Here is a 23,268-nt window from a genome sequence, read left to right as displayed (position 1 = left end):
ATGTTGAATAATTATCATACACCTTAATACCCTACCATCTGGTACTTCTTTCCAGGTAGTGACTTAATAACACCTTTAAACTCTAGACTCAATAGTATTGATGCAAGCTTGCTAATTGAAAACTGAGTATGCCAACTTAGATTATCCATAATCATGGCTTCTGATTGTCTGCTCAACACATCTACAACTTGCTGTTCATCTTCATCTATTGCTACCTGTAAAACAGGCTGATTCAGTTTTTTCTTCGCATTGAACTCACAATCCCAATTTAACATTTCAACAATATCATTTACCTGGGTAAGGATATGTGCTTTGTGTTGTTTTATGAGTTTGTTACAGCCTTTTGAATAAGGTTGATTCCAGTTTCCAGGCACTGCAAAAACTTCTCTGTCGTAATCATTTGCCAGATTTGCAGTTATTAGCGCCCCTCCTTTTTCAGCCGCTTCAATTACAATTGTTGCATCTGACAGCGCTGCAATTATTCTATTCCTTGCCGGAAATTTTCTTGCATCTGGTTTAGTTCCCAAAGGATTCTCAGTGAGTAAACCACCCTCTGCTAGCATTTGATAAGCTTCTTCACGGTGCACAGCAGGATAGATAATATCCATACCACTCCCCATTACACCCACTGTAGGCAATCCGTACTTTAATGCTGCACGATGCGTGCTGATATCTACACCATAAGCAAGCCCACTGACAATCAGAGGTTGGTACATGCTTAGTTCACTAATCAGGGACTCTACTACTTCTCTACCATAAGGGGTTGCCTGGCGAGTTCCTACAATACTCAGTATCCGATGATGGTTGAGGTTAGCTTTTCCTTTATAATAAATAAGAATGGGTGCGTCGTAAATGTGCCTGAGTCGTTCCGGATACTCTTCATCAGTATAAGCCAAGATGTTAATGTCTGCTTGTTGACAACGAAAAACCTCTTTTTCCGCTTTCTCTAATAAGTCAGTAGCATTTTTTATCCCTCCAATAATCTTATCTCCAATTCCGGGAATACGTTTTAAGTGCCTGATCGGACTAGTAAAAACCGCCTCTGCGGACCCACAATAGTTAATTAACTGCTTCGCTAATGCCCCGCCTACAAAAGGCAACATGCTTAGCGCAACCTGATTAATTCTGGTATCTATTTCAGAAAAACTATTGCTTGCCACACTCATGCTTATTGGTTATCCAGCTTTTGTTTTAACTCAACTAAAAATGCTTTCACTTCTTCCAGAGACTCAATCATTTCCATTTTATCTTTGAGACCTTTATTGTTATTCTTTATCATTTGTTTGGCCCCCTGCAAGGTATATCCTTTTTCTTTTACCAGATGATATACCATCTTAAGCTTCTCAATATCTTCCTTCGTAAACTGCCGTTTTCCATTCCGGTTCTTCTGCGGCTTGATGACATCAAATTCTCCTTCCCAGAACCTTATCTGAGAAGGTGCAATGTTAAGTTGCTCGGCTACTTCTCCTATGGAAAAGTATTTCTTCTCAATTTCTTTTTCTTTATAGGTCATATGTGTGTGCTTTGCGTTAAGCTGCATCTTATTCCTATTGAAGATGCTAATTTAATGATATTTTAATTAAAAAAGTAATATTTTAAATAAATAAAGTTAAATATTACATCTTTCTTACTTCTATACTCTTGTCCAGAAAAGTATCAGGAATAGATTTGCTCGCATTGGCTCCTAATTCTTTCAGCTTTTCTACCCTTCTGACCAGGTTTCCCTTACCATAACATAGTTTATTAACAGCTTGTTGGTAATGTCCCTGAGCAGACTGCAAACTGTTTTCAATCTTTCCAAGGTCATCTACAAAGCCTACAAACTTATCATACAATTTACCACTTTCTACGGCAATCTCTACGACATTTTTTTTCTGATTTTCCTGCTTCCAGATGTAAGAGATTGTACGCAGGGTCGCTAGCAGGGTAGAAGTAGAGACCAAAACGATGTTCTTATCAAGGCACTTCTCAAAAACTTTAGCATCTTCACGAAGGGCTGCTGTTAACGCTGGCTCAAGAGGCACAAACATAATCACATAATCAGGCTGATTGATCTGGTATAATTGCTGGTAATTTTTCTCACTCAGGCCTTTCATATGTCGATATATGCTATCCAGATGTTCTTTTAGATAATGATTCCTCTCACCCTGATCTTCCGTATTGTAGTAGTTTTCGTAGGCAGTCAATGAGACTTTGGCATCCAGAATAAGATGTTTGCTCTCTGGCAGATTAATGATATAATCAGGACGCTGGGTTCGCTCTTCAGTTTGATCATTAAAGCTACTCTGACTGCTATAGTGAATATTTTTTTCCAGGCCGGCCTTTTCCAGAATAAGTTCTAACTGCATCTCCCCCCAGTCTCCCTGCACTTTACTATCTCCTTTGAGTGCTTTGGTAAGACGAATAGCATCTTCGCTAATTTGCTGATTCAAGTGCATTAGTTGTTCAATTTCTTTTCTTAAAGAGGCTCGCTCACGAATTTCCTCATGATAGGTCTGCTCCATTTTGCTGCGAAAATCAGTAATTTTCTCCTTGAGAGGATTGAGGATATAACTAAGCTTTTCTTCGTTTAAAGCGGTAAATTTTTGGCTTTTTTCCTCTAGTAGTTCATTGGCCAAACTTTTAAACTCATGTCTGAACTGTTGCTGAAGGTCCTGAATATCACTTTTCTGATTCAGTAGTTGTTCATGTAGGGATTGATTTTGCTGCTCTTTTGCTGCCAGTGTTTTGGTTAGTCTCAGTACCTGCTGCTGACTATCGTACAGTTCTCGTTTGGCATCGCTATACAGTTCTTTGGAAATGTACTTTCTCTCAATTTCCTGAGGGTTGGTAAAAGGTCGCTGATACCTGAAGCGTGCTGCAAACCAGCCTCCCATAGCACCTAAGATTACTGCTGCTAATAATAATAAAGACTCTACAATCATATCTATGTCATCTGTCTCATTTAAAATAAAAAAGCTATCCCCCATTCACAAAAGAAGGATAGCTTAAAATATTGATCAGAAAAGTTTATATCTGCATTTCCCGAATAATTCCAGAAATTTTCTCTTCCAGTTGTTCTACTTTCTTGTCATAGTCTGATTTGTTATCCAGTTCCCCTCTGATGCTAAAGTAGAACTTTATCTTGGGCTCGGTGCCGGACGGACGGGCTGATATTTTGCTTCCTCCTTCAGTAAAAAACTGTAGCACATTAGACTCTGGAAAGTCAATAGGTTTGACATCTCCATTTGTCATATCCTTTTCCTTACCTTCCTGATAATCTATGATCTTAACTACTTTCTCCCCTCCTATGGTCTTCGGAGGATCATTTCTCAGATCCAGCATCATCTGCTGTATTTCTTCTACTCCACTTTTACCTTTCTTGGTTAGTGAGTGCAAACGTTCATGGTATAAACCAAACTTCAGATAGGTATCTAAGAGGAAGTCAAACAGGCTCATACCCTGATCTTTAACGTAAGCTGCCATCTCGGCAATCATTACACAGGAAGCCACTGCATCTTTATCTCTTACTTTATCCCCGAAAAGATATCCGTAGCTTTCCTCTCCCCCTCCGATGAACTCTTCTTGTCCTTCTTTTTCCCGAATCAAAGCAGCGATATATTTGAACCCGGTAAGCGTATCGTAACAACTGACATCAAAGTTTTCAGCTATTTTCTCAATCAGGTCGGTAGTCACAATTGTTTTAGCAACAAACTGTTTACCGTCTAGCTTACCTTTCTCCTGCCACATTTTCAGAAGGTAGTGAATCAGCATGCTACCAGTCTGATTCCCATTAAGCAATTGAAATTTTCCGTGAGGGTTTTTTGCAGCTATACCCACCCGGTCAGCGTCAGGGTCTGTTCCCATTAGGATATCAGCATCTATTTCAGTGGCTTGCTTGAGCGCAATATCTAAAGCTTCAGACTCTTCAGGGTTGGGATACACCACAGTAGGAAAATTACCATCTGGCTTAGCTTGCTCCTGCACAATGTGCACATTCGTAAAACCGAGTTTTTCTAATGCGGGAGGAACGAGCTTGATAGCCGTACCATGAATAGAGGTAAAAACAATCTTCAGGTCTTTCTGTCGCTCAATCGCTTCAGGAGATAGCGAAAGCCCTTTTAACATACTCAGGTACTGGTCATCTATGTCTTTGCCTATGACTTGAATTTTGCTTTCGTCTTTATCAAACTTTACAGCATTGATGCCCTCAATTTTACCTACTTCACGAATGACATTTTTATCGTGAGGCGCTATCAACTGCCCTCCGTCGTTCCAGTAGGCTTTGTACCCATTATATTCTTTGGGGTTATGAGAGGCAGTGAGCACTACTCCACTATCGCAGTTAAGCGTACGAATTGCAAACGAAAGTTCCGGTGTAGGCCTTAGGTCATCAAAAAAGTAAACTTTGATGCCATTGGCAGAGAAGACATCTGCGGTTACCTGGGCGAAGTAACGGCTATTGTTTCTACTGTCGTGAGCAATGGCCACGCTAATGTCTTTATCAGGATAGGTTTGTAAAAGATAATTACTCAGTCCCTGAGTGGCCATACCCACCGTATATTTATTGATACGATTTGAGCCTACTCCCATCACGCCTCTTAGTCCTCCGGTACCAAATTCCAGATCCTTATAAAAGGCATCAACCAGTTCCTCTTCATTACTGTCTTGCAACATTTTTTTGATGGTGAGTTTACTCTCATCGTCAATATTGCTATCTAACCATTTTTGGGCTTTTTCTTTTATTTTAATATCCATAATGTAAGTTTTGGATGATTAGCTATACTCAAAATTATAAAAAAGTTTAGGTTGTCCCCGAGAGACGACAGCTTAAATTTACAGGATAATTTTGATTAAAATAGCTTGAGTAGGCTTTTTGAAAGAGAGAATCACCTCCAGTCTAATTAATTATACAAAGGACTTCTATAGGCGTGTACTTTCTAAATTGGGAAAACATGTATACAGAAAACAAAATAGTCTATGATAAGTCTATCTCAAAAGAAATCCTCTTAGAAAAATGTCTTAGTGCGCTAAGCTTAGAAGTGAAATAATCAATATTAGGCTAAAAAGGTAATCAGTTCAGCACATCATGCTGTAATGTATAACGAACCAGTTCTGCGGTATTTTTCACCCCTACTTTTCTTAGAATATTGGCTCTATGGTTTTCTACTGTACGTACGCTGATGTCCAGCTTTTCTGCTATGTTTGCATTACTTACCCCATCAATCACCTGAGCAAGAATCTCTTTTTCACGTTTAGTAAGTGAGCGGCTAGACTCACCTATGCCGTACCTGCGAATATTCTTATTGATAAAAGCCTTGATGATGAGATCTGATATTTTTTTATCATAGCAAATATCTCCTTCGCGAATTGTCTTGATGGCTCCGATCAATGCATTTACTGATACATCTTTGGGGAGATACCCGTCAGCACCGTGTTCTACTGCCTGTAATGCATATTGCTCTTCTATGTACATGCTCAGAAATAAAAACCGAACATCATCGTAATTTTTCTTAACTGCCCTGAGCAACTCAAAGCCATCCTCTCTAGGCAAAGAAATATCTGAGATCACCATGCCAATATCACTACTCCTCTCCAATACCTGTAGTGCTTCTGTAACATTTGAAGCCTCTTCTGCTATGTTGATAAAATCACAACTCTGTAACATTAATTTTATGCCGTCACGAATTATCTGATGATCATCCACTAAAAGGATATTAACCTGATGCATTTATATATCTATGTATAAATTAAAAAACTTTGTAATTACTACTTTCTATTATTCCTCTCCAAAAAAAGATGATTCTATTTAACAGGTACTAGCACGCTGATTCCAAAGTGTTTGCACATGCTTTATCAAGATTACTAAAATCAATATAATCTTGGAAAGATACACACAAACTATCCGATTATTCTACTAAAAATGCAAAATAATAGATTATTATCCTTATTGAAACCCTAAGTATCCACTTATGAAATTAAAGTAATGAATGATTATTAGGTACAGAAGTGGGCTCACTCAAGGTGTGTGTAGCTAGTTTTCGCTTTGTGATGTACAGCAGGTGTATTTCAGCAAAAAATCTTCGTGCAATTTACTCGCTCAAAAATCCAACCTTCCCATTTTGATATGTATACAATATTTTATGTTCCGTTTAACTTAGTAAAACAAAAAGTAAACGAAATGCTTAATTTATTTATTGCTCACTATCAGATAAGTTTGAAAACATTTTAGGTACTTGCTTTGCAAGTTCCGATTAGACTTATGAATTTTGCGTATTCCGATTGAAATTGTAACAAACACTGATGATTAAAATTATTTTTTATGGATATTGAAGCGCTTGACCAAGTACTGGTAAAAATTGTAGAAAAGAAAAACATCCTGAGTCAGCTTAACTATAATGATAAGAATTACGATCAGGTGGAAGAAGAACTTCATGATTTGGAAGATGACTTTGTAGAGCAGTATGGTGAGTATTTAGAAGATATCCTGGCTGATGTACATGATGAATTATGTCCGGATAATGATGTTTTGCTGCCAATTGCCTATCTGGCCAATAAATATGTAAAAGAAGAAGATAAGGGGAAAGTGGTTTATCATGCAGCTGATGGGGGAGTATTGGTAGATGTAGACGAATACCCGGATAAGCTTACCCGGCTTGTATTAGTGCCCAAACCCACCCGCCTGATGCTTCAGATTGGCAACCATCAGGAAGAACAAGTCTGGATAGCTAAATAAATTTTGAGCCTGTTATATAGCAGGCTTTTTTTATTCTCTTTCCTGCCTTTTTCCACAGCAATTCTCTCCATAATAGAACTTATTAATTCCAATTGTCATTTTATTCCTGCGTATATTGCAAGTTTATGTGATATATGCAGGAATAAACAGATACAATATTATGAGATATATTTCAGCGATGCTAACGCTTCTGTTAGGCTTTAGCACAGCCTGGGCGCAAGAAAGGCAGGAACATAAGGGAAAGTTTGAGCAGTTGGGAACCACCCTACCTACACCCAATGAGTACCGTACAGCCTCCGGTGCTCCTGGCTATAAGTACTGGCAACAGCAGGCCGACTATGATATAGAAGTTGAGCTTAATGATGACAAGCAATCTGTAAGGGGGGCGGAAAGAATTACTTATTATAATAATTCACCTGAGCCGCTTACCTATCTCTGGCTGCAGCTTGACCAGAATATGAGAGCGCAGGACTCTAATACGCCCATCACAGAACAAAGCAGTATAAGAGATTCTTTACCTGCCCGTATGTTTCAAAAATACGTGATGTACGAAGATAATTTTGACGGAGGTTTTGACATCAAATCTGTCACGGATGATAATGGAAAACCGCTGGAACACATTATCAACAAAACGATGATGAAGGTGGATCTGCCTCAGCCGCTTAATCCCGGAGAAAACTTCAGTTTTCACGTAGACTGGTCTTATAACATCAATGACCGTATGATGGATGGAGGTCGCTCTGGTTATGAGTATTTTCCTGAAGACGACAACTACCTTTATACCATTGCCCAGTTTTACCCTCGCATGGCAAGGTACGATGATGTGAATGGTTGGCAGAACAAACAGTTCTTAGGCAATGGAGAGTTTGCTCTTTCCTTCGGCGATTTTCAGGTGGCTATTACCGTACCTGAAGACCATATCGTAGCCGCTACCGGTGAGTTGCAAAATGCTAAGAATGTGCTCACTTCCGAGCAAAGCAAGAGATTGGCTCAGGCCAAAAATGAGTTTGAAAAACCAGTGATGATCGTGACCGAAGAAGAGGCAAGAGAAAATGAGCAAACCAAAGCCACTGGCAAAAAGACCTGGGTCTTTAAAGCTGACAGAGTACGAGATTTTGCCTTTGCCTCATCCCGTAAGTTTATCTGGGATGCTATGGCAGTAAAACTTGACCAAAACCAGCCTATGGCAATGTCTTTTTACCCTAAAGAAGGCAACCCACTTTGGGAAAAAGAGTCTACTATGGCGGTTAAGAATACCCTGCTAGGTTACTCAAACCGCACCTTTGAATATCCCTACCCGGTAGCCATTTCGGTTCATGCAGCTTCTATCGGCATGGAGTACCCCATGATCTGCTTCAATTTTGGCCGCCCTAACCCTGATGGTTCTTATACTGACAGCAAAAAGTGGGGGATGATTAGTGTGATTATCCATGAAGTAGGACACAACTTCTTTCCAATGATCGTGAACTCCGATGAACGTCAGTGGACATGGATGGACGAAGGTTTGAACACCTTTCTGGAAAACCTGACCAGTGAAGAGTTTTATCCTGATATGCCTCTCAAGTTTGGTACGCCGCAGACTATTACTGCTTACATGGGCGGCGATAAGAATCATATTCGCCCTGTTATGACTAACTCTGAGCAGATCATGCAGTTTGGATACAATGCTTACGGCAAGCCTTCTGCTGCACTCTATACCCTCCGCAATACGATTATGGGACCTGAACTATTTGATGCAGCTTTTAAAGAATATGCTCAGCGCTGGAAATTCAAAAGCCCTACTCCTGCTGACTTTTTCCGCACCATGGAAGATGCTTCTGCCGTAGACCTGGACTGGTTCTGGAAAGGCTGGTTCTATACCACCGATCATGTGGATCTTACCGTGGAGGATGTGAAATGGTACAAACTTCAACCTGAAGAAGTAAGTGTAGAGCACAACGTTCAGACCAAAAAAGGTAACCTTAATGAAGAAGAAGCTTCTGCGGAAGCCAATGAAGAAACTAAAGAATGGCCTGATACCTACGAACCGCTTACAGTTTCTGACACTGACGAGCGTTTCTACGGTGAGTTTATGAACCGACAGAATGATGACGCCATTCGTAAGCAGTACGAAGGTAAAAATATCTACGAAGTTACTTTTAAGAATGAAGGAGGCTTAGTGATGCCAATCATCATACAGTTCAATTATGCTGATGGCACTTCTGAAACGCGTAAGATTCCGGCTGAGATCTGGCGTAAGAATGAGAATAAGGCTAGTAAAGTATTTGCTTTGGATAAAGAACTGGCTTCTATCACGCTTGATCCTGATCAGGAAACTGCCGACACTGACTTAAGCGATAATGTTTTCCCAAGACAGGAAGAGAAGTCTAAGTTTGATCGGTTTAAGGACAAAAACTCCAGAGAATAGTAGTTCGTAGTTCTTGCTGCGATAGTGTTATGGTTGAAAAGCAATAAACCAACTATAATACTATCGCAGCATAACACCATCGTCAGTATCCTAATTTCTCTTTCACTTTTCCTAAAACCTTACGGGCAATTTCTCGAGCTTTCGCTTCTCCTTTTTCAAGCTTGGCGTGCAGTTCCGGCAGGTTCTTCATATAGTAGTTAAAGGCCTTACGCTCTTCCCCGTACTTTTCTAAGATTAGTTCGTACAGTTCCTGCTTGGCATGACCGTAGCCGTAGTTACCGCCTTCATACTTCTTGCGCATTTCCGCAACCTGCTCATCAGAAGCCAATAAGCTGTATAGCGCAAATACTGTATCACCATCCGGGTTCTTAGGTTCTTCCAAAGGGGTACTATCTGTCACAATACTCATTACCTGCTTTCGCAGTTTTTTATCCGGCAAAAATATATCAATGGTATTGCCATAAGACTTACTCATCTTTTGGCCATCCGTACCGGGAATCGTCATACGGCTTTCATCAATTTTAGCTTCCGGCAGCACGAAGGTCTCTCCGTACTGTTTGTTAAAAGTGTTGGCAATATCACGGGCCATTTCCAGATGTTGCTGCTGATCTTTGCCTACCGGCACAAAATCCGCATCGTACATGATGATGTCTGAAGTCATCAGTACAGGATAGGTAAACAGGCCTGCATTGACATCAGCCAGCCTGTCTGACTTATCTTTAAAAGAATGCGCATTTGCCAGCATCGGATAAGGCGTAAAGCAGTTGAGATACCAGGTCATTTCGCACACCTCAGGAATACGCGACTGTCTATAGAAAATGTTTTTATCAGTGTCAAAGCCAAAAGCTAACCAGGCAGCAGCTACTGCATCCGTATTATGTCTCCTGGTTTCAGCATCTTTGATTGTGGTCAGAGAATGAAGGTCAGCGATAAAAAATAACGACTCATTATTTTCTTGGTTAGAAAGGGTAATAGCCGGAACAATAGCGCCCAATATATTTCCCAGGTGCGGCCTGCCTGTACTTTGTATTCCTGTTAATATTCTTGACATCTTTATTCTTCAGTTTTTTTGACAAAGTAAATGAAAATATCACTTCAAGGACAAAATAAAGTGAGAAGACGAACTTTTCTCAACAAATTCATTTTAAGTTGATATGGTATGAAAGTGGGTAAGATAAAAAACCGAATTCCCTACGGAAATGACATGTATAGCACAAAAATTGTTCGTCTACCTGAAAAACTTATTCAGCCCAAAACATAAGCTAAAATATCTCTCATGAAAAGAAAGTTGTCGTTTATCGCTTGTTTGATTTTTCTGTCACCCTTTGCCTGGGCCCAGGATGAGAAGCCTTCTATCAAATTTGAAAACACCAGCCATGATTTTGGTGCCATACGGGAAGAAGGAGGTCCGGTAGCTCATGAATTCTCATTCACCAATACCGGTAAGTCGCCGCTTATCATCAGCAATGTGCGTCCCTCTTGCGGATGTACTACGCCTACCTGGTCCAAAGACCCTATTCCTCCCGGAGAGAGCGGCACCATAGTAGCACAATACAATCCCATGAACCGTCCGGGAACTTTCAGAAAATCCATTACTGTCACCTCCAATGCTGAAACCAGCAATGCAGTATTGTACATTCAGGGTATTGTACAGCCTAAGCCCAAAACTCCTGAGGATGATTTTCCTACTCAGCTTGGCCGTTTAAGGGTAAAATACCGTTCGTTCAATATGGGTAAAGTGCTGACCAAAGAGCCAGTGACCAAGTCATTTGAGGTTTTTAACGACAGTGAGGAAAGTGTAATCTTCAGTGCAAACTCAGATACTCCAGACTATATCACTATAGATGTAGCGCCTAAAGAATTATTACCCAATCAGAAGGGAAGCATCAATCTAACTTATGACGCTCAAGCGCGCAAAAGTTTGGGCTTTGCCTCTGACCGTATTCGTATTTTTACCAACGAAGCTGAAGATAGTGTAAAAGAATTTACTGTTATGGCTACCATTGAAGAGTACTTCCCGCCTATGACTGAGGAAGAACTCAGGCAGGCGCCCCGGCTTACTTTAGAAAAAACCAGCCATGACTTTGGCAGCATACAGGAAGGAGAATTGGTAAGAGCTAACTTTACATTTACCAATACCGGAAAAAGCCCTTTAAACATTCGTGAAACCAGGGCCAACTGCGGTTGTACAGTTTCAGCACCGGAAAAAGACACACTGGCTCCCGGGGAAAGCAGCAAGATTACGGTTACTTTTAATTCTAACGGAAGAAGAGGCAGACAGCAAAAAATGGTAACTATCTTTTCTAATGACCCTAAATCTCCTACTCAGCAAATTACAATTAATGGAAGAGTAACTAGCTAACTCAGATAGCGAGTAATAATAAATAACAACAGCATGAATAAAAAAGGCTACTCTTTTGGGTAGCCTTTCTTGTTACATAATGACCTGATTCTACTGTTAACCATCAGTTTTTTCACTGGCAGGTGCCTGAGGCTGGTTGCCCTTGTTAGCAGTAATATCAAAGCCGATATTTACAGTATTATAAATGAATTTGTCTTTGGCTACACGAACCGGATCTCCCTCATCATTGTAAGACACATTCCATTTGGTACGATCAATATTAAATTTAGCTTCAGCAGTTACCTGATCATTGGTAATATTAATTTGAGCAGGAAAAGTGATGCTAAGCGTAGTATCGCGCATGCTAAGATTACCGGTAACCATGTGCGTGGGATTTTCCAGCTTATACTCACTGACTTCTTCATCATTTACTTTAACTGCCATATTATCATTTTCCTCAGTTGAAGCAGTAGTTCCACTGTAGGAATTTACATCAGTGATGACAAACTTAGCGGTAGGATACTGCTCTACATGAAAGAAATCTTTTGATTTCAAATGGCCGGTAAGCTTATCGCGGTCTTCACCTTCCAGATCCTGCACGTCGATTTCGTTAAGGTTCACTGTAAAACTTCCTCCTACTACTTCATCATTCTCTACTGCAATAGCCCCATCCTCTATAGCGATAGTGCCATAGTGCTGTCCGGTAGGCTTAAAACCGTTCCACATCAACTCACTTTGCGATAGGTCCAAACCATAAGTACCAGCACTGGCGCTTACTTCTTCTACTTCTTGCGCTTCTGATACTTCAGCATTATCACTTTGCGGTTTTTGGGCACAGCTTACCATCACAAAAGAGGCAAAAATAGCCAAAGAGAAATACTTCAATGTCTTCATAAATTAGCTTGATTAATAAAAATTGTTTGTTTTAAACAAGTCATATTAACTGTTGCTACATCAAAATGTTTCATAATGGATAATCATTTACACAGAATGAATGTACTATAAGTCCTCAAATTTCATTTTGATTATTCTGTAAATTTTCCCAGTCATCAGTACGGAAGGGTGATGCAGGTAGGAAAGCTTCATTATATAAATTTGTTTTTGGATTATTGGCCCATCCATAACGCACAGCTTCCGGCTCTGCCACTTGTGGGCTTTTAACAGAAACTTCATTTTCACTGATAATTTTCGCTGTTGCAGGATAAAACTGCTGATCGGCACCCGCAATGGTAAAGCCTTTTAACTTCTCTCCGGGTACAACCATAAGCCCTTCAGCTACTTCGGAAAATGTAAGTATAACTGAATCTCCTTCTACCCGCATAGACTCATACATAGGGCCACTCCATGCATTCTCCTGCCCATAAGCTACTTTGAGTGCTGCTATAGCCAGCCTTTTCCCTACATCCTGCTTGTTACGGGGGTGGATATCAGTAGAATCTCCAATGTCTATCGTTACGGCCATTCCCGTATTATCCAGATCTAAAGCCATAAGTTGTGCTTCTCTCAATTCAGCCCAGCTATCATCACCCGGCCCTCCGGTAATGAAATTAGCAAGCTGTACAAAAAGGAAAGGAAACTTACCGATGCCCCACTGATTACGCCAGTCTTCTATCATGAGAGGGAATAATGTCTGGTATTGCTTGGCTCGTGAAGCATTGCTCTCTCCCTGGTACCAGATCACTCCCTTTAGCATAAAAGGAATCAGCGGGTTGATCATCGCATTGTATAAAATAGCCGGTTCGCTGGGGAACATGTCTACTTTAGGCAGAGGTTCAGTGGCATTGTATTTCCACGGTCCGTCCAGCGAAATGCCTGTCTGTTCACCACTGAGTTCCATATACATTTGGTTGACAGGTCCCATAAGGCCCCCATTACCAGCATTGTCCTGTACCCTTACAGTAATGGTATTTTCTCCAGCTTTTACAACTGATGCAGGGACTTCATACGTCCTGAAATTATTGTTGCCATAGGTCTGCCCTACTTTTTCATCATTGAACCAGGTGATATCAGCATCATCAATTCTGCCCAGGTGCAAAGTCATTGCCTGACCGGCATATCTCTCAGGGATATCAATGGTTTTCTGAAACCACACAAAACCATCAAAGGCTGCCAGAGCCGTATCAGCTTCTTCCCAGGAGGCGGGTAGCTGCATGCTAGGCCATTCCTCAGTATCAAGATCAGGCGAAAAATTTTCCTGCTGCATCTGGGCGTTAGCCTCTGACAACAATGCGGTCACGCTCTTTTCTTTTCTCTACGTCAGTCGTGGAGGGGTCTGTTTGTAATTGTTGCTCAATCTGCTGAAGAGTATCGGCAAATTCGCTCATATCGCTTACTGCCTCTTCACTGGTCCAGGCTTCGGCTGGCGTACCTCCCCAGCTGGAGTTGATCAAGCCGATAGGTACATCCAGTTCCTGATGAATCTCACGGCCGAAGAAGTAGGCTACTGCCGAAAAGCTCCCGATCGTTTCAGGCGAAGTTTGCGCCCAGGAACTTTGCGCTAAGCTTTCCAGAGGCTCATAACTGGTATTGCGCTCCACGGTAAACAGCCTAATCTCAGGGTAGTTAGCATTGGCAATTTCTTCTTCAAAATTGTCAACCTGTGCGCTAAGCGGCCACTGCATATTGGACTGTCCCGAAGCCAGCCATACATCTCCTATCATAATATCATCCAAGATAATAGTGGTATCACCTCCTGTAATCTGTAGTTCATAGGGCCCCCCGGCTGTCATTTCGGAGAGCTCTACCATCCAGTTACCATCAGCGTCAGCTTCTGCCCTCTGGCTTTGCTCACCCAGGCTTACTTCCACTGTTCCTCCGGGGTCAGCGTTTCCCCAGATTTTCAGAGGTATCTCCCGCTGGAGTACGGCATGATCTGAAAAAAGCTGGTGTATTTCCACACCAGTAGCATCGGGGCTTTCACATGAAGTAAAGCCTAGCATGGCAATAAATAAGATCGCGATAAATCTGAGCAGGTAATTGTTGTAGTTTTTCATAGTCTTGGATTCAGTAACAGAGGTGTCTATATTATAAAAACTCATAAGATTTTAAAAGCTTCTCATCAAGTGTACATCAAATGAGCTATCAAAATACACAGGATTTCTTCTACACACCCAAAGACAATTGCAAATGCTTCTGGCAAAAATGGATACCTGAAGCACAGACGCAACGTACGATTGTCTTCCAGCATGGCTTGGGGGAGCATAGCAACCGCTACACTAACCTGATAAATTACTTTGCCGGAAGCGGTACTGCTTTCTATGCTATGGATGCACGTGGACATGGACAAAGTGAAGGAAAAAGAGGGCATGTCAGCTCCCTGATGGTATATGTGGAAGACCTGCATGAGCTAATCAAGCTGGTTACCGAGGAGCAGGGGGTAAAGCAGGTTTTGCTGATGGGCCATTCTCTGGGAGGAACCATAGCCGCCCTCTATGCTATTACTTACCAAAAATATCTACAGGCATTAATCCTTAGCTCGGCAGGAATCGAACCTCATTTAAACACATATACGAAATTAGCCAGGGCAGCCGCCTCAGGCCTGATTAAGCTGGCGCCCTCCCTTACTTTAGGCGTAAACCTTAACCTAAAATACATTTCACATGATAAGGAAATGATCGCTGACTACAAAGCAGATCCTCTTGTACATGGGTACGCTTCAGTAAGGCTGGGATATGAGATGTTTAAAGTACATGAGACACTGTATGCTAAGGCACCTCAGCTACGTATACCGCTCTATGTGATACACGGAACCGGTGACAAAATTACGATGCCTAAAGGCTCTCAGAAGTTTTATGAGCTGGCTGGCAGTGAAGACAAGACAATAAAGTTTTATGATAAGCTGTTTCACGAGATGATCAACGAAATTCCGGTTGCCCGAGATGAAGTATTAAGAAACCTCAGGCAGTGGGTGGAACGCAGGGTTTACTAATTCTACATGCGGATATTTATTTTTAATCTGGCTCTTGAAGTTCGGTAATATCCTGAGCTAGAACTTACTAGCAACGAACGAACTTATTGGTATTCCGACTTCAAATTGCCCGATAAAGCATTTTTTTTCCTTAAATAAAACTTAAATCCTTTAGTCACTTTTCACCAATATTTTAGATATATGAACATTGGTTTGGATACCAGGTTATGGCTGGAGAAAGATTTTTTTATCAAACATAAAAGCAAAAATGAGCGATATAAAATATTTTTTTGGTGCCATATGCATCTTTTTGTGTTTGAGCATCTCTGTCAATATATCTATCTTTCATTTGCTGAGCCCGGTACTGACAGTACTGCTTCCACTGCACTGGGCCGGGGAAAATTTGAAAACGGAAGGACCCATAATTTTACAGTGATTTTTAGTCAGGAACCCAAAGTAAAAGGACCTAACCACTTCAGAGGCAGAATCGTATTCGCTAAAGAAGAAACACTGTTCCTGACTCTGGGAGAAAGGTTTAAATTTGAACCAGCCCAAAGTCCATCCAATCACCTCGGAAGCATTGTACGTATCAATACGGATGGCAGCATTCCTGAAGATAACTCTTTTGTAAACCAGCAGGAGGCAGAAGATAAAATCTGGTCGTATGGACACCGTAATATTGAAAGTGCAACCATTGATCCCAACACCGGGTAGCTGAAATGGGTCCTATGGGGGGATAAACTCAACCAGCCCGAAGCATCCCGCAATTACGGCTGGCCGGTGGTAAGCTGGGGGAATAACTATGATGGTACGGACATCCCTGATCCTACTACTCACCCTGAGTTTGCCGATGCCTTGATTCACTGGACACCTACCATTTCTCCTTCAGGCATGGAGTACTATACAGGAGAGGCGTTTGCCGAGTGACAAGGCAGCCTGCTGATTGGCAGATTAACCAGCGGAGGTCTGGTACGTGTGGAAATACAGAAGGACAGCGCCTCTGCGGTAGAACGAATTCCCTTGGGAGGGCGCATCCGGGATGTGGAACAGGCCGCTGATGGCACCCTTTATGTGCTTACCGATGAAGAAGACGGAAATATCTGGCACATCCGTCCTTTGAAAAAGTAAAACGTTTCTAAAAGGGTTTCTCAGCACCGCCACCGCGTTTCGTTTTAATCTCTTTTTTCATCAAAGAAGCCTTCATTTCATAAAAAATGAAGACTTCTAATATTTTTACTTAGCTGTATAATTTACAGTGAGTCTCTTCTCGGAAAATTAACCGAAGGCTTAACTCTTTTTTTGATTTAAAATACTTTCTCAGCTACCCTTTTTACCAGCTCAGAACGGCTCATGGTATAGAAATGAAGTACTGGTGCCCCAAATTCAATGAGCTCTTTGCACTGCTGCACACACCATTCCACCCCTACTTCTTTGACTTGTTTGTTATCCTTACACTTCTCTACTTCGCAGGCTAATTCAGCAGGTATATCCAGATGGAAAAACTGCGGCAGCAGCGTCAGGTGCTTCAGCGTAGCCATCGGCTTCAGGCCGGGGATAATGGGAACATTTATGTCATGTTCACGGCAGCGTTTGACAAAATCAAAGTAAGCCTGATTATTGAAAAACATCTGAGTCACAATAAACTCAGCTCCATTATCTACCTTTGTCTTGAGATGCTGAAAGTCAGTATCCAGATTGGGAGACTCAAAATGTTTTTCAGGATAGCCCGCCGCTCCTATGCAAAAGTTGGTAGGCGTTGCTTCTTCCAGCCCTGAATTCAGATAAGTTCCCTTATTCATATCGGTCACCTGTTTGATCAGTTCACTGGCATAACAATGCCCGTCGGGGTGTGCTTTAAACCCCGGCTCCGATTTGATGGGATCTCCCCTCAGCGCCAGCACATTCTCAATGCCCAGAAAGTCCAGCTCTATGAGCATATTTTCGGTATCTTCTTTTGAGAACCCACCACAGATTAGATGAGGTACGGTATCTATGTTATAGCGGTTTTGAATAGAGGCACAGATTCCTACAGTACCTGGCCGCTTACGGGTGGTAAGTTTCTTAAAGCTTCCGTCCCCCTGTTCTTTATAGATATACTCTTCCCTGTGATAGGTAACATCAATAAAAGAGGGTTCAAACTCCAATAAAGTTTCTACATGATTGAAAAGCGTGTTAATGTCCTCTCCTTTCTTGGGAGGAAGAATTTCAATGGTAAATAGTGTACGATTCGCTTTTTGTATATGTTCAATTACTTTCATGGTGATGCGAAATTACAAAAACTCTTATGAGACAACAGTATATTGCCCATTGATTTTAGAATTTCTGAGTGCACTTATTGTTTAACAATTATACCTTTAGCTGCCTTTATGTTACCGTATACGGACCAATTTCTTTTTTACTTTTGTGTAGTAGACGAATATTTTTTATATGAGAAAATTAGCCGCAATTGATATAGGGTCAAATGCCATACGCCTTCAGGTAAGCAGTGTCATTAGCTATGAAGAAAAAACTACTTTCAAAAAGCTGGAATACGTTCGTTTTCCCCTGCGCCTGGGACAAGATGTTTTTGGGGACAATGAAGACGAGCCTTCGCACCGCATAGGGGCCACAAGCTCTGCTAAATTTTTAAAGCTAATGAAGGCATTCAAACTGCTGATAGACCTTTACGAAGTAGATGACTATATGGGCTGTGCCACCTCTGCCATGCGTGAAGCTGAAAACGGACATCAACTGATAGCGCAGGTGCGCGATGAGTATGGGCTTGAACTGGAAATTATTGACGGGGATGCCGAAGCAGAAATTTTGAATAATGCCCTGAAAAGCTTTCTGGAAGAAAATAAAACCTATCTTCATATTGATGTGGGAGGAGGAAGTACCGAACTAAACCTCTATGTAAATAAAGAAAAAGTAGTGGCTCACTCCTTTCCTATCGGTTCTGTAAGAAAGCTTAATACTCGCAAGTCCTTAGAGCAGGTATGGAATGAAATGGGACAGTGGGTCAAAGAGAATGTCAAAAAAAATTACGGCACGCCTATCGCTATTGGTACGGGAGGGAACATCAATAAAATATTTGATCTCTCTGGTACGAAAAACGGTAAGATACTCACGCTCAACAAACTTATCAGCACCCGGGATTTTTTGGCTAGTCATACGCTGGAAGAGCGCATCAATAAACTACAACTCAACCCCGACCGTGCTGATGTAATCATTCCCGCTTCCAATATTTACATTTCGGCCATGCAATGGGCCAGAACCAGCAAAATACTGGTTCCAAAACTTGGGCTCAAAGACGGTGTGATGCAGATGCTCTACGAAAAGCATCAGCTCAAAGTGAGTTGATCATACCCATGAGCTTTTTCTTATGAGATTGGCTGATGGGGAGTATTTTATCCTTTATTTGCAGATTACCAATATCAATATTTTCAATCTTATCCACACGTACAATGTAAGAGCGATGTATACGCACAAAATCCAATGGAGGCAAGGCATCTTCCACCGACTTTAATGTAGCATACACGGTAGATAAGTTATCGGTGGTCTTCACCCTTACATAATCCCCAAAAGCCTCTATCCAGTGGATATCTTCCAGGTCAAACTTCACGAGTAAAGAGTCTACTTTCAAATATATATGTTTTTGGGTTTTGGTATTCTTGGCCGCACGCTGCTGCAGGTTCATTTTTGCCCTACCTATAGCCTGCATGAAGCGGGCGTAGCTGGCAATAGGTTTTAAGAGGTAATCAGCTACATCATATTCAAAAGCATCCAGGGCATACTGCTTTTTATTGCTGATCAGAATGATCTGGGGATGGTAAGATAAAGCCTTGATAAATTCCAGCCCATTCATTTCAGGCATTTCTATATCCAGAAATATCAGGTCAATGGGCTGCTGCTCCAGGATATTGATAGCATTAACCGCATGGTCATAAGAACCTACCAGATTTAGTTGGTCAGTTTTTTTAATGAGCGACTCTATTATTTTCAGCATCATCTGGTCGTCATCTACCACTACACAATCTATCTTACCATCCATAGTTTTTATGAAAAAACTCCTAAAGCATGTTTGTAAGTGTTAATATACCAGCTTTTCCGATAATTTTCACGGATAAAAGTGATTCATAATTCCTGCTCCAGGAGTTTCTTCCGCTCATGCTTAATGCTATGAATAGCACGGCTGGCCCACTGCGTGATAAACTGAATAGTTTCCGTGTACTCCCGCTGTTGTTTTTTTTCTTCTAACGCTTCTTCAAATTGGTCCAGAAGCTTGTTAACTTCTGCTGTGCCTACACACTGAAAGCCTGGCTTAGCCTTGTGCACCGCTTTGTATAGTGTCGTGTAATCTTCACGCAACCAGGCCTCCCTGATTTTTTCAACTTCTTTCGGAGCCTGTACAACAAAGGTATCCATCAACTCAGACATCAACATGAGGTCACCATCCGTGATCTGTCGCATATATCGCAGATCTATAGCCGGGCCTGTGAACTGGTCTATTATCAGTAACTTTTGTTGTAGATCAACTGCCTGCACCGGTTTGTGAAGCATAAAGGTAAGGCTGTTGTCTCGCTCAGGTATTTTTAGTTCTTTCAATAAATTACCCGAGAGCATGATCACCGGGATGTTGAGATTCAGGGTTTTCATTTGCTGAAGCACTTCAATACCATCCATTTCAGGCATCTGATAATCCAAAATCAACAGATCATAGGGTTCATCCGCTGACAAACTGCGGAGTACTTCTTTGCCATTATTTTTAACCGTAGTTGCTATCCCCCAGCGTTTGAGCAGTTGGCTAAGTACTTTCTGGTTCATCTGGTCATCTTCTCCGATCAGCACTGTCTGAATACGTGTTAACGTAAATTCAGTGAGGTCATCTTTCTTAATTTTACTATCCGGAATGTTTTCCTCTATAGTAAAAGGCAGGCTTACTATGAGCCTGGTTCCTTGGTTGACTGCGCTATTTACTTCCAGTGTTCCACCAAATAAGTCAACCAGTTTCTGTACTATGCTTAGCCCCAGGCCTGTCCCTCCATAGCATTGGTGAGTATTTTCACTTGCCTGCACAAAGGGGGTGAAAATTTTCTTGATTTCATCTTCGGCAATACCGATTCCGCTATCTACGATTTCAAAATTTATAAGCACCTCATGCTTATTCTGCTGTAATGATGTTATATGAAGGCTAACCTCACCCTTACTGGTAAATTTTACAGCATTACCAACAAGATTGTACAGGATCTGTGACAAACGGACAGCATCTCCTTTCAGGTAATCAGGTAGTGATGCGTCTATTTCATACCACAAGCCAATGTTCTTCTCCTGACTCTGATACGTAAATGCCTGTATCAGTTTTTTGATGGTATCATGTAAAGAGAAAGCTTCTTTCTGAAGACGAATTTTCCCTGAATCAAGTTTGGAGAGATCTAATACATCGTTGATAATAGAAGCCAAGTGATTTGAAACTGACCGCAAAGTAGACAGATGGGAGCGGTTTTCTGCATTACCATAGGGCTCAATCAGATTGATTAGCCCTATGAGGCTATGGAGAGGCGTACGGATTTCATGACTTACCTGAGAAAAAAACACTGTTTTCATTTCCTGTATACGCTTCAGCTCTTCATTCTGATATTGCAGAAGTTGTTTTTCCATCTCTGCCGTTTTTTGCTGAACGAGCAGTAACTCACTTTCTATGCTCCGTTCATTTCGCTCCTGCTGCCAGGGTAGTAAGAAGGTATAAAACTCAGTAAAGTCATATATAAACCACAAGATTTGCCCCTGCTCCTGTTTTTTGAAGATAAAGTTAAAGTAGCCTTCTCTATTCATCAGGCTGGTTTTGATGCACAAAAAACGAAGGTCTTTGCCAGGCTCTAACCTTTTTAGCGTACTTTCCATCCCCTCCAGAAAAGGGATCAACTGAAATAAGGAAGCTTTATGGGGAACACGAAAAAGAGAGTTACAAGAGTCTACTGCCAGGCCTTCATTATCAAGCACAACATACTGAGAGCGCTTATCAAAATAGTCGAGCTTAGCTTTTAGAATATCATCTTTCATAGCATTTTTTTAGCCAGTGCTGCAAAAATATTTTCTACATTTTCTCCGGTCTTGGCACTTGTCAGTGCACACGGGTACAAAGGTAGATGCTCTATGATTGTATTTTGCTCTTTCTCGATGAGTAGGTCTTTTTTATTGCCCACTAGTAATATTGGCACGTTCAATAGCAATTGGCGAAGGCTTTCCAACTCTTCTTCCAGGTGCTGATAAGTAGCTGGCCTGGTCATGTCAAAAACATAAATTACCCCGTCAGCCCCTAGTTTGTATACATTTGGTACTTTGGCATGGGTTGACTCGCCGGCAATATCCCATATGATCATGGAGACCTCGTTTTCTCCGACTTTTACTACCTTCTTCTCTATTGTTACTCCTATGGTGGTGAGGTATTGTTCAGAAAACTTGCGATACACAAAGCGCTGTACAAGAGAGGTCTTTCCTACTCCATAGTGGCCCAGCAATATGATCTTCTTACTGAAACTCACAGTTTAACGTTGGTAAAAAACTGATTGAGGGGCTCTGAAAGGTAATCTTCCCGCTCCATTTCCTTTATCGGCAGGGATTGCATATACATTTGGGCGAAATCAAGTGTCAGGTTATCTATTCGCTTTCTGATCGTTTGGTTGACTACGCCTGAGATAGTTATCGCGATATAGAAAGTCTGGAAATTCTTGATGAATATCTTGTATGTTTCATACTCTATCACTTCCAGGTCTTGCTTATGCTTGGCAAAGGCCTCTTTTACAAAACTCTTAATAGCAGTAAGCATGCTGGCCACCATATCTCCATCCATAAGCCCTTCGCGGGAGTAGCTACCGATAAGTGTGCTGGAATACTGCCTTACTACAAACACCTCTTCTATGGTGGGAGGTAAAGCGTGGCTAAGCAAATGCTGAGCAACGGGCTGTCCGCTAAACCATGACTTGATATGAGCAAGCCATATTTCCCATGAAAACATATGCGCGAGCTGACGATCAATGCGTTCGGATAAAGCAGAGATCTCACTTACTATATACTTTTGAATCAACTTTCCTATAATAGGATAAAGCGCATCAATTACTTCATCTCTGGATTCCCGTATCTGCGTTTTGATCGTTTTGGTGATCACCTGTCCATAGATCTCAGGAAAGTTTTCTTTTAACATCTCAAACTTTTCATCTATGATAGGCTCTACTTTTTGTTGAAGGCGCTTCCGGATGTTAATACTCTCTTCCAGCTCTTTGACTTGCTTCACAAGCAACTCGTGCTCTTGCTGATCTTCTTCCAGAAGTAGCTGACGTAATTGGTCAAATGCATCGTACTTGTCCATCCGAATTATGCTCGTAAGCTTTTATAATTAAATAAAATACAAAATTTGCCAATACTATATAGCCAGGCAAACGGATTATTCACTTGATCATGTGAAATTTACTTATGAAGCATTATTTATGCTTCCACTGTTTTCTGTAGATAAGAGAGTGTGCTTACAGATTTCATTTTTTAGCTAAAGTTAAGCCTGCAGGTTCTTGCCTAACTCTTCTAACATTTTGCCTAGTTTGTGGCGATTGGATGATGACTCCTGAAGGTGATTAATTTTTTGGGTCATATCCTCTTTGAAGACATTCATTTGTTGGTCAAAATCTTTTTTCATTTGCTCAATGCTCTTCTCCAACTCTACCTTTGTCTGTTCAATATAAGTATTGAGGTTTTCTTTCTGTTGCTTTATAAGTGTCCTTGTCTCACTAAAATCCTTTTCAATTTCTTTGATATTTTCACCAAAGATGATCTCTTTAATGGCTTCTATCTTAGGATCTTTTTCAGCCCCTTGCGATTTCTCAGATACTTTGTTCATGGCATATGTGTTTACTAAATGGTATTTTATG

Annotated in this window: 20 protein-coding genes and 1 pseudogene; 6 read left to right on the top strand and 15 right to left on the bottom strand. The window is 41.2% G+C overall.

Annotated elements, in window-relative coordinates; genetic code table 11:
* Positions 1–23: 23 nt before the first annotated feature.
* The 5 genes from dprA to OKW21_RS00490 form a co-directional block, all read right to left on the bottom strand.
* On the bottom strand, positions 24–1,166 hold the full coding sequence (gene dprA, locus OKW21_RS00510) for a DNA-processing protein DprA (protein ID WP_277476377.1): 1,143 nt from the start codon (positions 1,164–1,166) through the stop codon (positions 24–26).
* A 2-nt stretch (positions 1,167–1,168) separates the two neighbouring features.
* Positions 1,169–1,513, bottom strand: coding sequence for a MerR family transcriptional regulator (locus OKW21_RS00505; RefSeq protein ID WP_277476376.1), 345 nt, complete (start codon positions 1,511–1,513; stop codon positions 1,169–1,171).
* 103 nt (positions 1,514–1,616) lie between these two features.
* Positions 1,617–2,969: a DNA recombination protein RmuC gene (locus OKW21_RS00500; protein WP_277476375.1), complete on the bottom strand. Its 1,353-nt coding sequence runs from the start codon at positions 2,967–2,969 to the stop codon at positions 1,617–1,619.
* A gap of 40 nt (positions 2,970–3,009) precedes the next feature.
* The gene (locus OKW21_RS00495) at positions 3,010–4,737 is read right to left on the bottom strand and encodes a phospho-sugar mutase (RefSeq protein ID WP_277476374.1); all 1,728 of its coding nucleotides are present in this window, start codon (positions 4,735–4,737) and stop codon (positions 3,010–3,012) included.
* Between the two features lie 316 nt (positions 4,738–5,053).
* A complete protein-coding gene (locus OKW21_RS00490; protein WP_277476373.1) occupies positions 5,054–5,710 on the bottom strand; it encodes a response regulator in 657 nt (218 codons plus the stop codon).
* A 591-nt stretch (positions 5,711–6,301) separates the two neighbouring features.
* Between OKW21_RS00490 and OKW21_RS00485 the strand changes: the two genes are divergently transcribed.
* Both OKW21_RS00485 and OKW21_RS00480 read left to right on the top strand, forming a co-directional pair.
* Positions 6,302–6,715 carry a hypothetical protein gene (locus tag OKW21_RS00485; RefSeq protein ID WP_277476372.1) on the top strand — a complete coding sequence of 138 codons (414 nt, stop codon included), beginning with the start codon at positions 6,302–6,304 and terminating at the stop codon, positions 6,713–6,715.
* 160 nt (positions 6,716–6,875) lie between these two features.
* Positions 6,876–9,122 (top strand): M1 family metallopeptidase, encoded by a 2,247-nt coding sequence (locus OKW21_RS00480; protein ID WP_277476371.1) that lies wholly within the window; start codon positions 6,876–6,878, stop codon positions 9,120–9,122.
* 82 nt (positions 9,123–9,204) lie between these two features.
* On the opposite strand, the gene trpS is transcribed toward OKW21_RS00480, so the two are convergent.
* Positions 9,205–10,173, bottom strand: a complete 969-nt coding sequence (trpS, locus tag OKW21_RS00475) for a tryptophan--tRNA ligase (protein ID WP_277476370.1) — start codon at positions 10,171–10,173, stop codon at positions 9,205–9,207.
* Between the two features lie 225 nt (positions 10,174–10,398).
* Here trpS and OKW21_RS00470 point away from each other — a divergent pair, with 225 nt between their 5' ends.
* Complete coding sequence (locus OKW21_RS00470) at positions 10,399–11,484, top strand: DUF1573 domain-containing protein (protein ID WP_277476369.1); 1,086 nt, start codon at positions 10,399–10,401, stop codon at positions 11,482–11,484.
* A gap of 96 nt (positions 11,485–11,580) precedes the next feature.
* On the opposite strand, the gene OKW21_RS00465 is transcribed toward OKW21_RS00470, so the two are convergent.
* The 3 genes from OKW21_RS00465 to OKW21_RS00455 all read right to left on the bottom strand — a co-directional run bounded on the left by OKW21_RS00465 (position 11,581) and on the right by OKW21_RS00455 (position 14,456).
* The gene (locus tag OKW21_RS00465) at positions 11,581–12,357 is read right to left on the bottom strand and encodes a YceI family protein (RefSeq protein WP_277476368.1); all 777 of its coding nucleotides are present in this window, start codon (positions 12,355–12,357) and stop codon (positions 11,581–11,583) included.
* Between the two features lie 115 nt (positions 12,358–12,472).
* Complete coding sequence (locus tag OKW21_RS00460) at positions 12,473–13,699, bottom strand: sialate O-acetylesterase (RefSeq protein ID WP_277476367.1); 1,227 nt, start codon at positions 13,697–13,699, stop codon at positions 12,473–12,475.
* Positions 13,674–14,456, bottom strand: a complete 783-nt coding sequence (locus OKW21_RS00455) for a sialate O-acetylesterase (protein WP_277476366.1) — start codon at positions 14,454–14,456, stop codon at positions 13,674–13,676. Before OKW21_RS00455 ends, OKW21_RS00460 begins: the two co-directional genes overlap by 26 nt.
* An 80-nt stretch (positions 14,457–14,536) precedes the next feature.
* Between OKW21_RS00455 and OKW21_RS00450 the strand changes: the two genes are divergently transcribed.
* Both OKW21_RS00450 and OKW21_RS00445 read left to right on the top strand, forming a co-directional pair.
* On the top strand, positions 14,537–15,391 hold the full coding sequence (locus tag OKW21_RS00450; protein WP_277476365.1) for an alpha/beta hydrolase: 855 nt from the start codon (positions 14,537–14,539) through the stop codon (positions 15,389–15,391).
* 180 nt (positions 15,392–15,571) lie between these two features.
* A pseudogene (locus OKW21_RS00445) lies at positions 15,572–16,498 on the top strand (PQQ-dependent sugar dehydrogenase).
* Between the two features lie 176 nt (positions 16,499–16,674).
* Here the strand turns inward: OKW21_RS00445 and metF are convergent.
* Entirely contained in the window at positions 16,675–17,628 is a 954-nt protein-coding gene (metF, locus tag OKW21_RS00440; protein WP_277476363.1) for a methylenetetrahydrofolate reductase [NAD(P)H], read from the bottom strand.
* Positions 17,629–17,797: 169 nt separating this feature from the next.
* On the opposite strand from metF, the gene OKW21_RS00435 reads away from it, so the two are divergent.
* Positions 17,798–18,709, top strand: coding sequence for a Ppx/GppA phosphatase family protein (locus OKW21_RS00435; protein WP_277476362.1), 912 nt, complete (start codon positions 17,798–17,800; stop codon positions 18,707–18,709).
* Here the strand turns inward: OKW21_RS00435 and OKW21_RS00430 are convergent.
* The 5 genes from OKW21_RS00430 to OKW21_RS00410 form a co-directional block, all read right to left on the bottom strand.
* Positions 18,696–19,400, bottom strand: a complete 705-nt coding sequence (locus OKW21_RS00430; protein WP_277476361.1) for a LytR/AlgR family response regulator transcription factor — start codon at positions 19,398–19,400, stop codon at positions 18,696–18,698. The genes OKW21_RS00435 and OKW21_RS00430 overlap by 14 nt on opposite strands.
* 83 nt (positions 19,401–19,483) lie before the next feature.
* Positions 19,484–21,409, bottom strand: coding sequence for an ATP-binding response regulator (locus OKW21_RS00425; protein WP_277476360.1), 1,926 nt, complete (start codon positions 21,407–21,409; stop codon positions 19,484–19,486).
* Entirely contained in the window at positions 21,406–21,891 is a 486-nt protein-coding gene (locus OKW21_RS00420) for a Rab family GTPase (RefSeq protein WP_277476359.1), read from the bottom strand. Before OKW21_RS00420 ends, OKW21_RS00425 begins: the two co-directional genes overlap by 4 nt.
* Positions 21,888–22,715: a hypothetical protein gene (locus OKW21_RS00415; RefSeq protein WP_277476358.1), complete on the bottom strand. Its 828-nt coding sequence runs from the start codon at positions 22,713–22,715 to the stop codon at positions 21,888–21,890. The genes OKW21_RS00420 and OKW21_RS00415 overlap by 4 nt, the downstream gene beginning before the upstream one ends.
* Positions 22,716–22,895: 180 nt before the next feature.
* The gene (locus OKW21_RS00410) at positions 22,896–23,237 is read right to left on the bottom strand and encodes a hypothetical protein (protein WP_277476357.1); all 342 of its coding nucleotides are present in this window, start codon (positions 23,235–23,237) and stop codon (positions 22,896–22,898) included.
* Between the last annotated feature and the right edge of the window lie 31 nt (positions 23,238–23,268).

It is taken from the genome of Catalinimonas alkaloidigena, assembly GCF_029504655.1.
In the GTDB taxonomy this organism is placed as follows: domain Bacteria; phylum Bacteroidota; class Bacteroidia; order Cytophagales; family Cyclobacteriaceae; genus Catalinimonas; species Catalinimonas alkaloidigena.
Note: the sequence above shows the minus strand (reverse complement) of the source record. Positions and strands in the feature narration are given on the sequence as shown.

Bases quoted from the DNA above. Each gene is read 5' to 3' on its own strand.
- dprA (WP_277476377.1), bottom strand. From the start codon at position 1,166: ATGAGTGTGGCAAGCAATAGTTTTTCTGAAATAGATACCAGAATTAAT.
- OKW21_RS00505 (WP_277476376.1), bottom strand. From the start codon at position 1,513: ATGACCTATAAAGAAAAAGAAATTGAGAAGAAATACTTTTCCATAGGA.
- OKW21_RS00500 (WP_277476375.1), bottom strand. From the start codon at position 2,969: ATGGGGGATAGCTTTTTTATTTTAAATGAGACAGATGACATAGATATG.
- OKW21_RS00495 (WP_277476374.1), bottom strand. From the start codon at position 4,737: ATGGATATTAAAATAAAAGAAAAAGCCCAAAAATGGTTAGATAGCAAT.
- OKW21_RS00490 (WP_277476373.1), bottom strand. From the start codon at position 5,710: ATGCATCAGGTTAATATCCTTTTAGTGGATGATCATCAGATAATTCGT.
- OKW21_RS00485 (WP_277476372.1), top strand. From the start codon at position 6,302: ATGGATATTGAAGCGCTTGACCAAGTACTGGTAAAAATTGTAGAAAAG.
- OKW21_RS00480 (WP_277476371.1), top strand. From the start codon at position 6,876: ATGAGATATATTTCAGCGATGCTAACGCTTCTGTTAGGCTTTAGCACA.
- trpS (WP_277476370.1), bottom strand. From the start codon at position 10,173: ATGTCAAGAATATTAACAGGAATACAAAGTACAGGCAGGCCGCACCTG.
- OKW21_RS00470 (WP_277476369.1), top strand. From the start codon at position 10,399: ATGAAAAGAAAGTTGTCGTTTATCGCTTGTTTGATTTTTCTGTCACCC.
- OKW21_RS00465 (WP_277476368.1), bottom strand. From the start codon at position 12,357: ATGAAGACATTGAAGTATTTCTCTTTGGCTATTTTTGCCTCTTTTGTG.
- OKW21_RS00455 (WP_277476366.1), bottom strand. From the start codon at position 14,456: ATGAAAAACTACAACAATTACCTGCTCAGATTTATCGCGATCTTATTT.
- OKW21_RS00450 (WP_277476365.1), top strand. From the start codon at position 14,537: ATGAGCTATCAAAATACACAGGATTTCTTCTACACACCCAAAGACAAT.
- metF (WP_277476363.1), bottom strand. From the start codon at position 17,628: ATGAAAGTAATTGAACATATACAAAAAGCGAATCGTACACTATTTACC.
- OKW21_RS00435 (WP_277476362.1), top strand. From the start codon at position 17,798: ATGAGAAAATTAGCCGCAATTGATATAGGGTCAAATGCCATACGCCTT.
- OKW21_RS00430 (WP_277476361.1), bottom strand. From the start codon at position 19,400: ATGGATGGTAAGATAGATTGTGTAGTGGTAGATGACGACCAGATGATG.
- OKW21_RS00425 (WP_277476360.1), bottom strand. From the start codon at position 21,409: ATGAAAGATGATATTCTAAAAGCTAAGCTCGACTATTTTGATAAGCGC.
- OKW21_RS00415 (WP_277476358.1), bottom strand. From the start codon at position 22,715: ATGGACAAGTACGATGCATTTGACCAATTACGTCAGCTACTTCTGGAA.
- OKW21_RS00410 (WP_277476357.1), bottom strand. From the start codon at position 23,237: ATGAACAAAGTATCTGAGAAATCGCAAGGGGCTGAAAAAGATCCTAAG.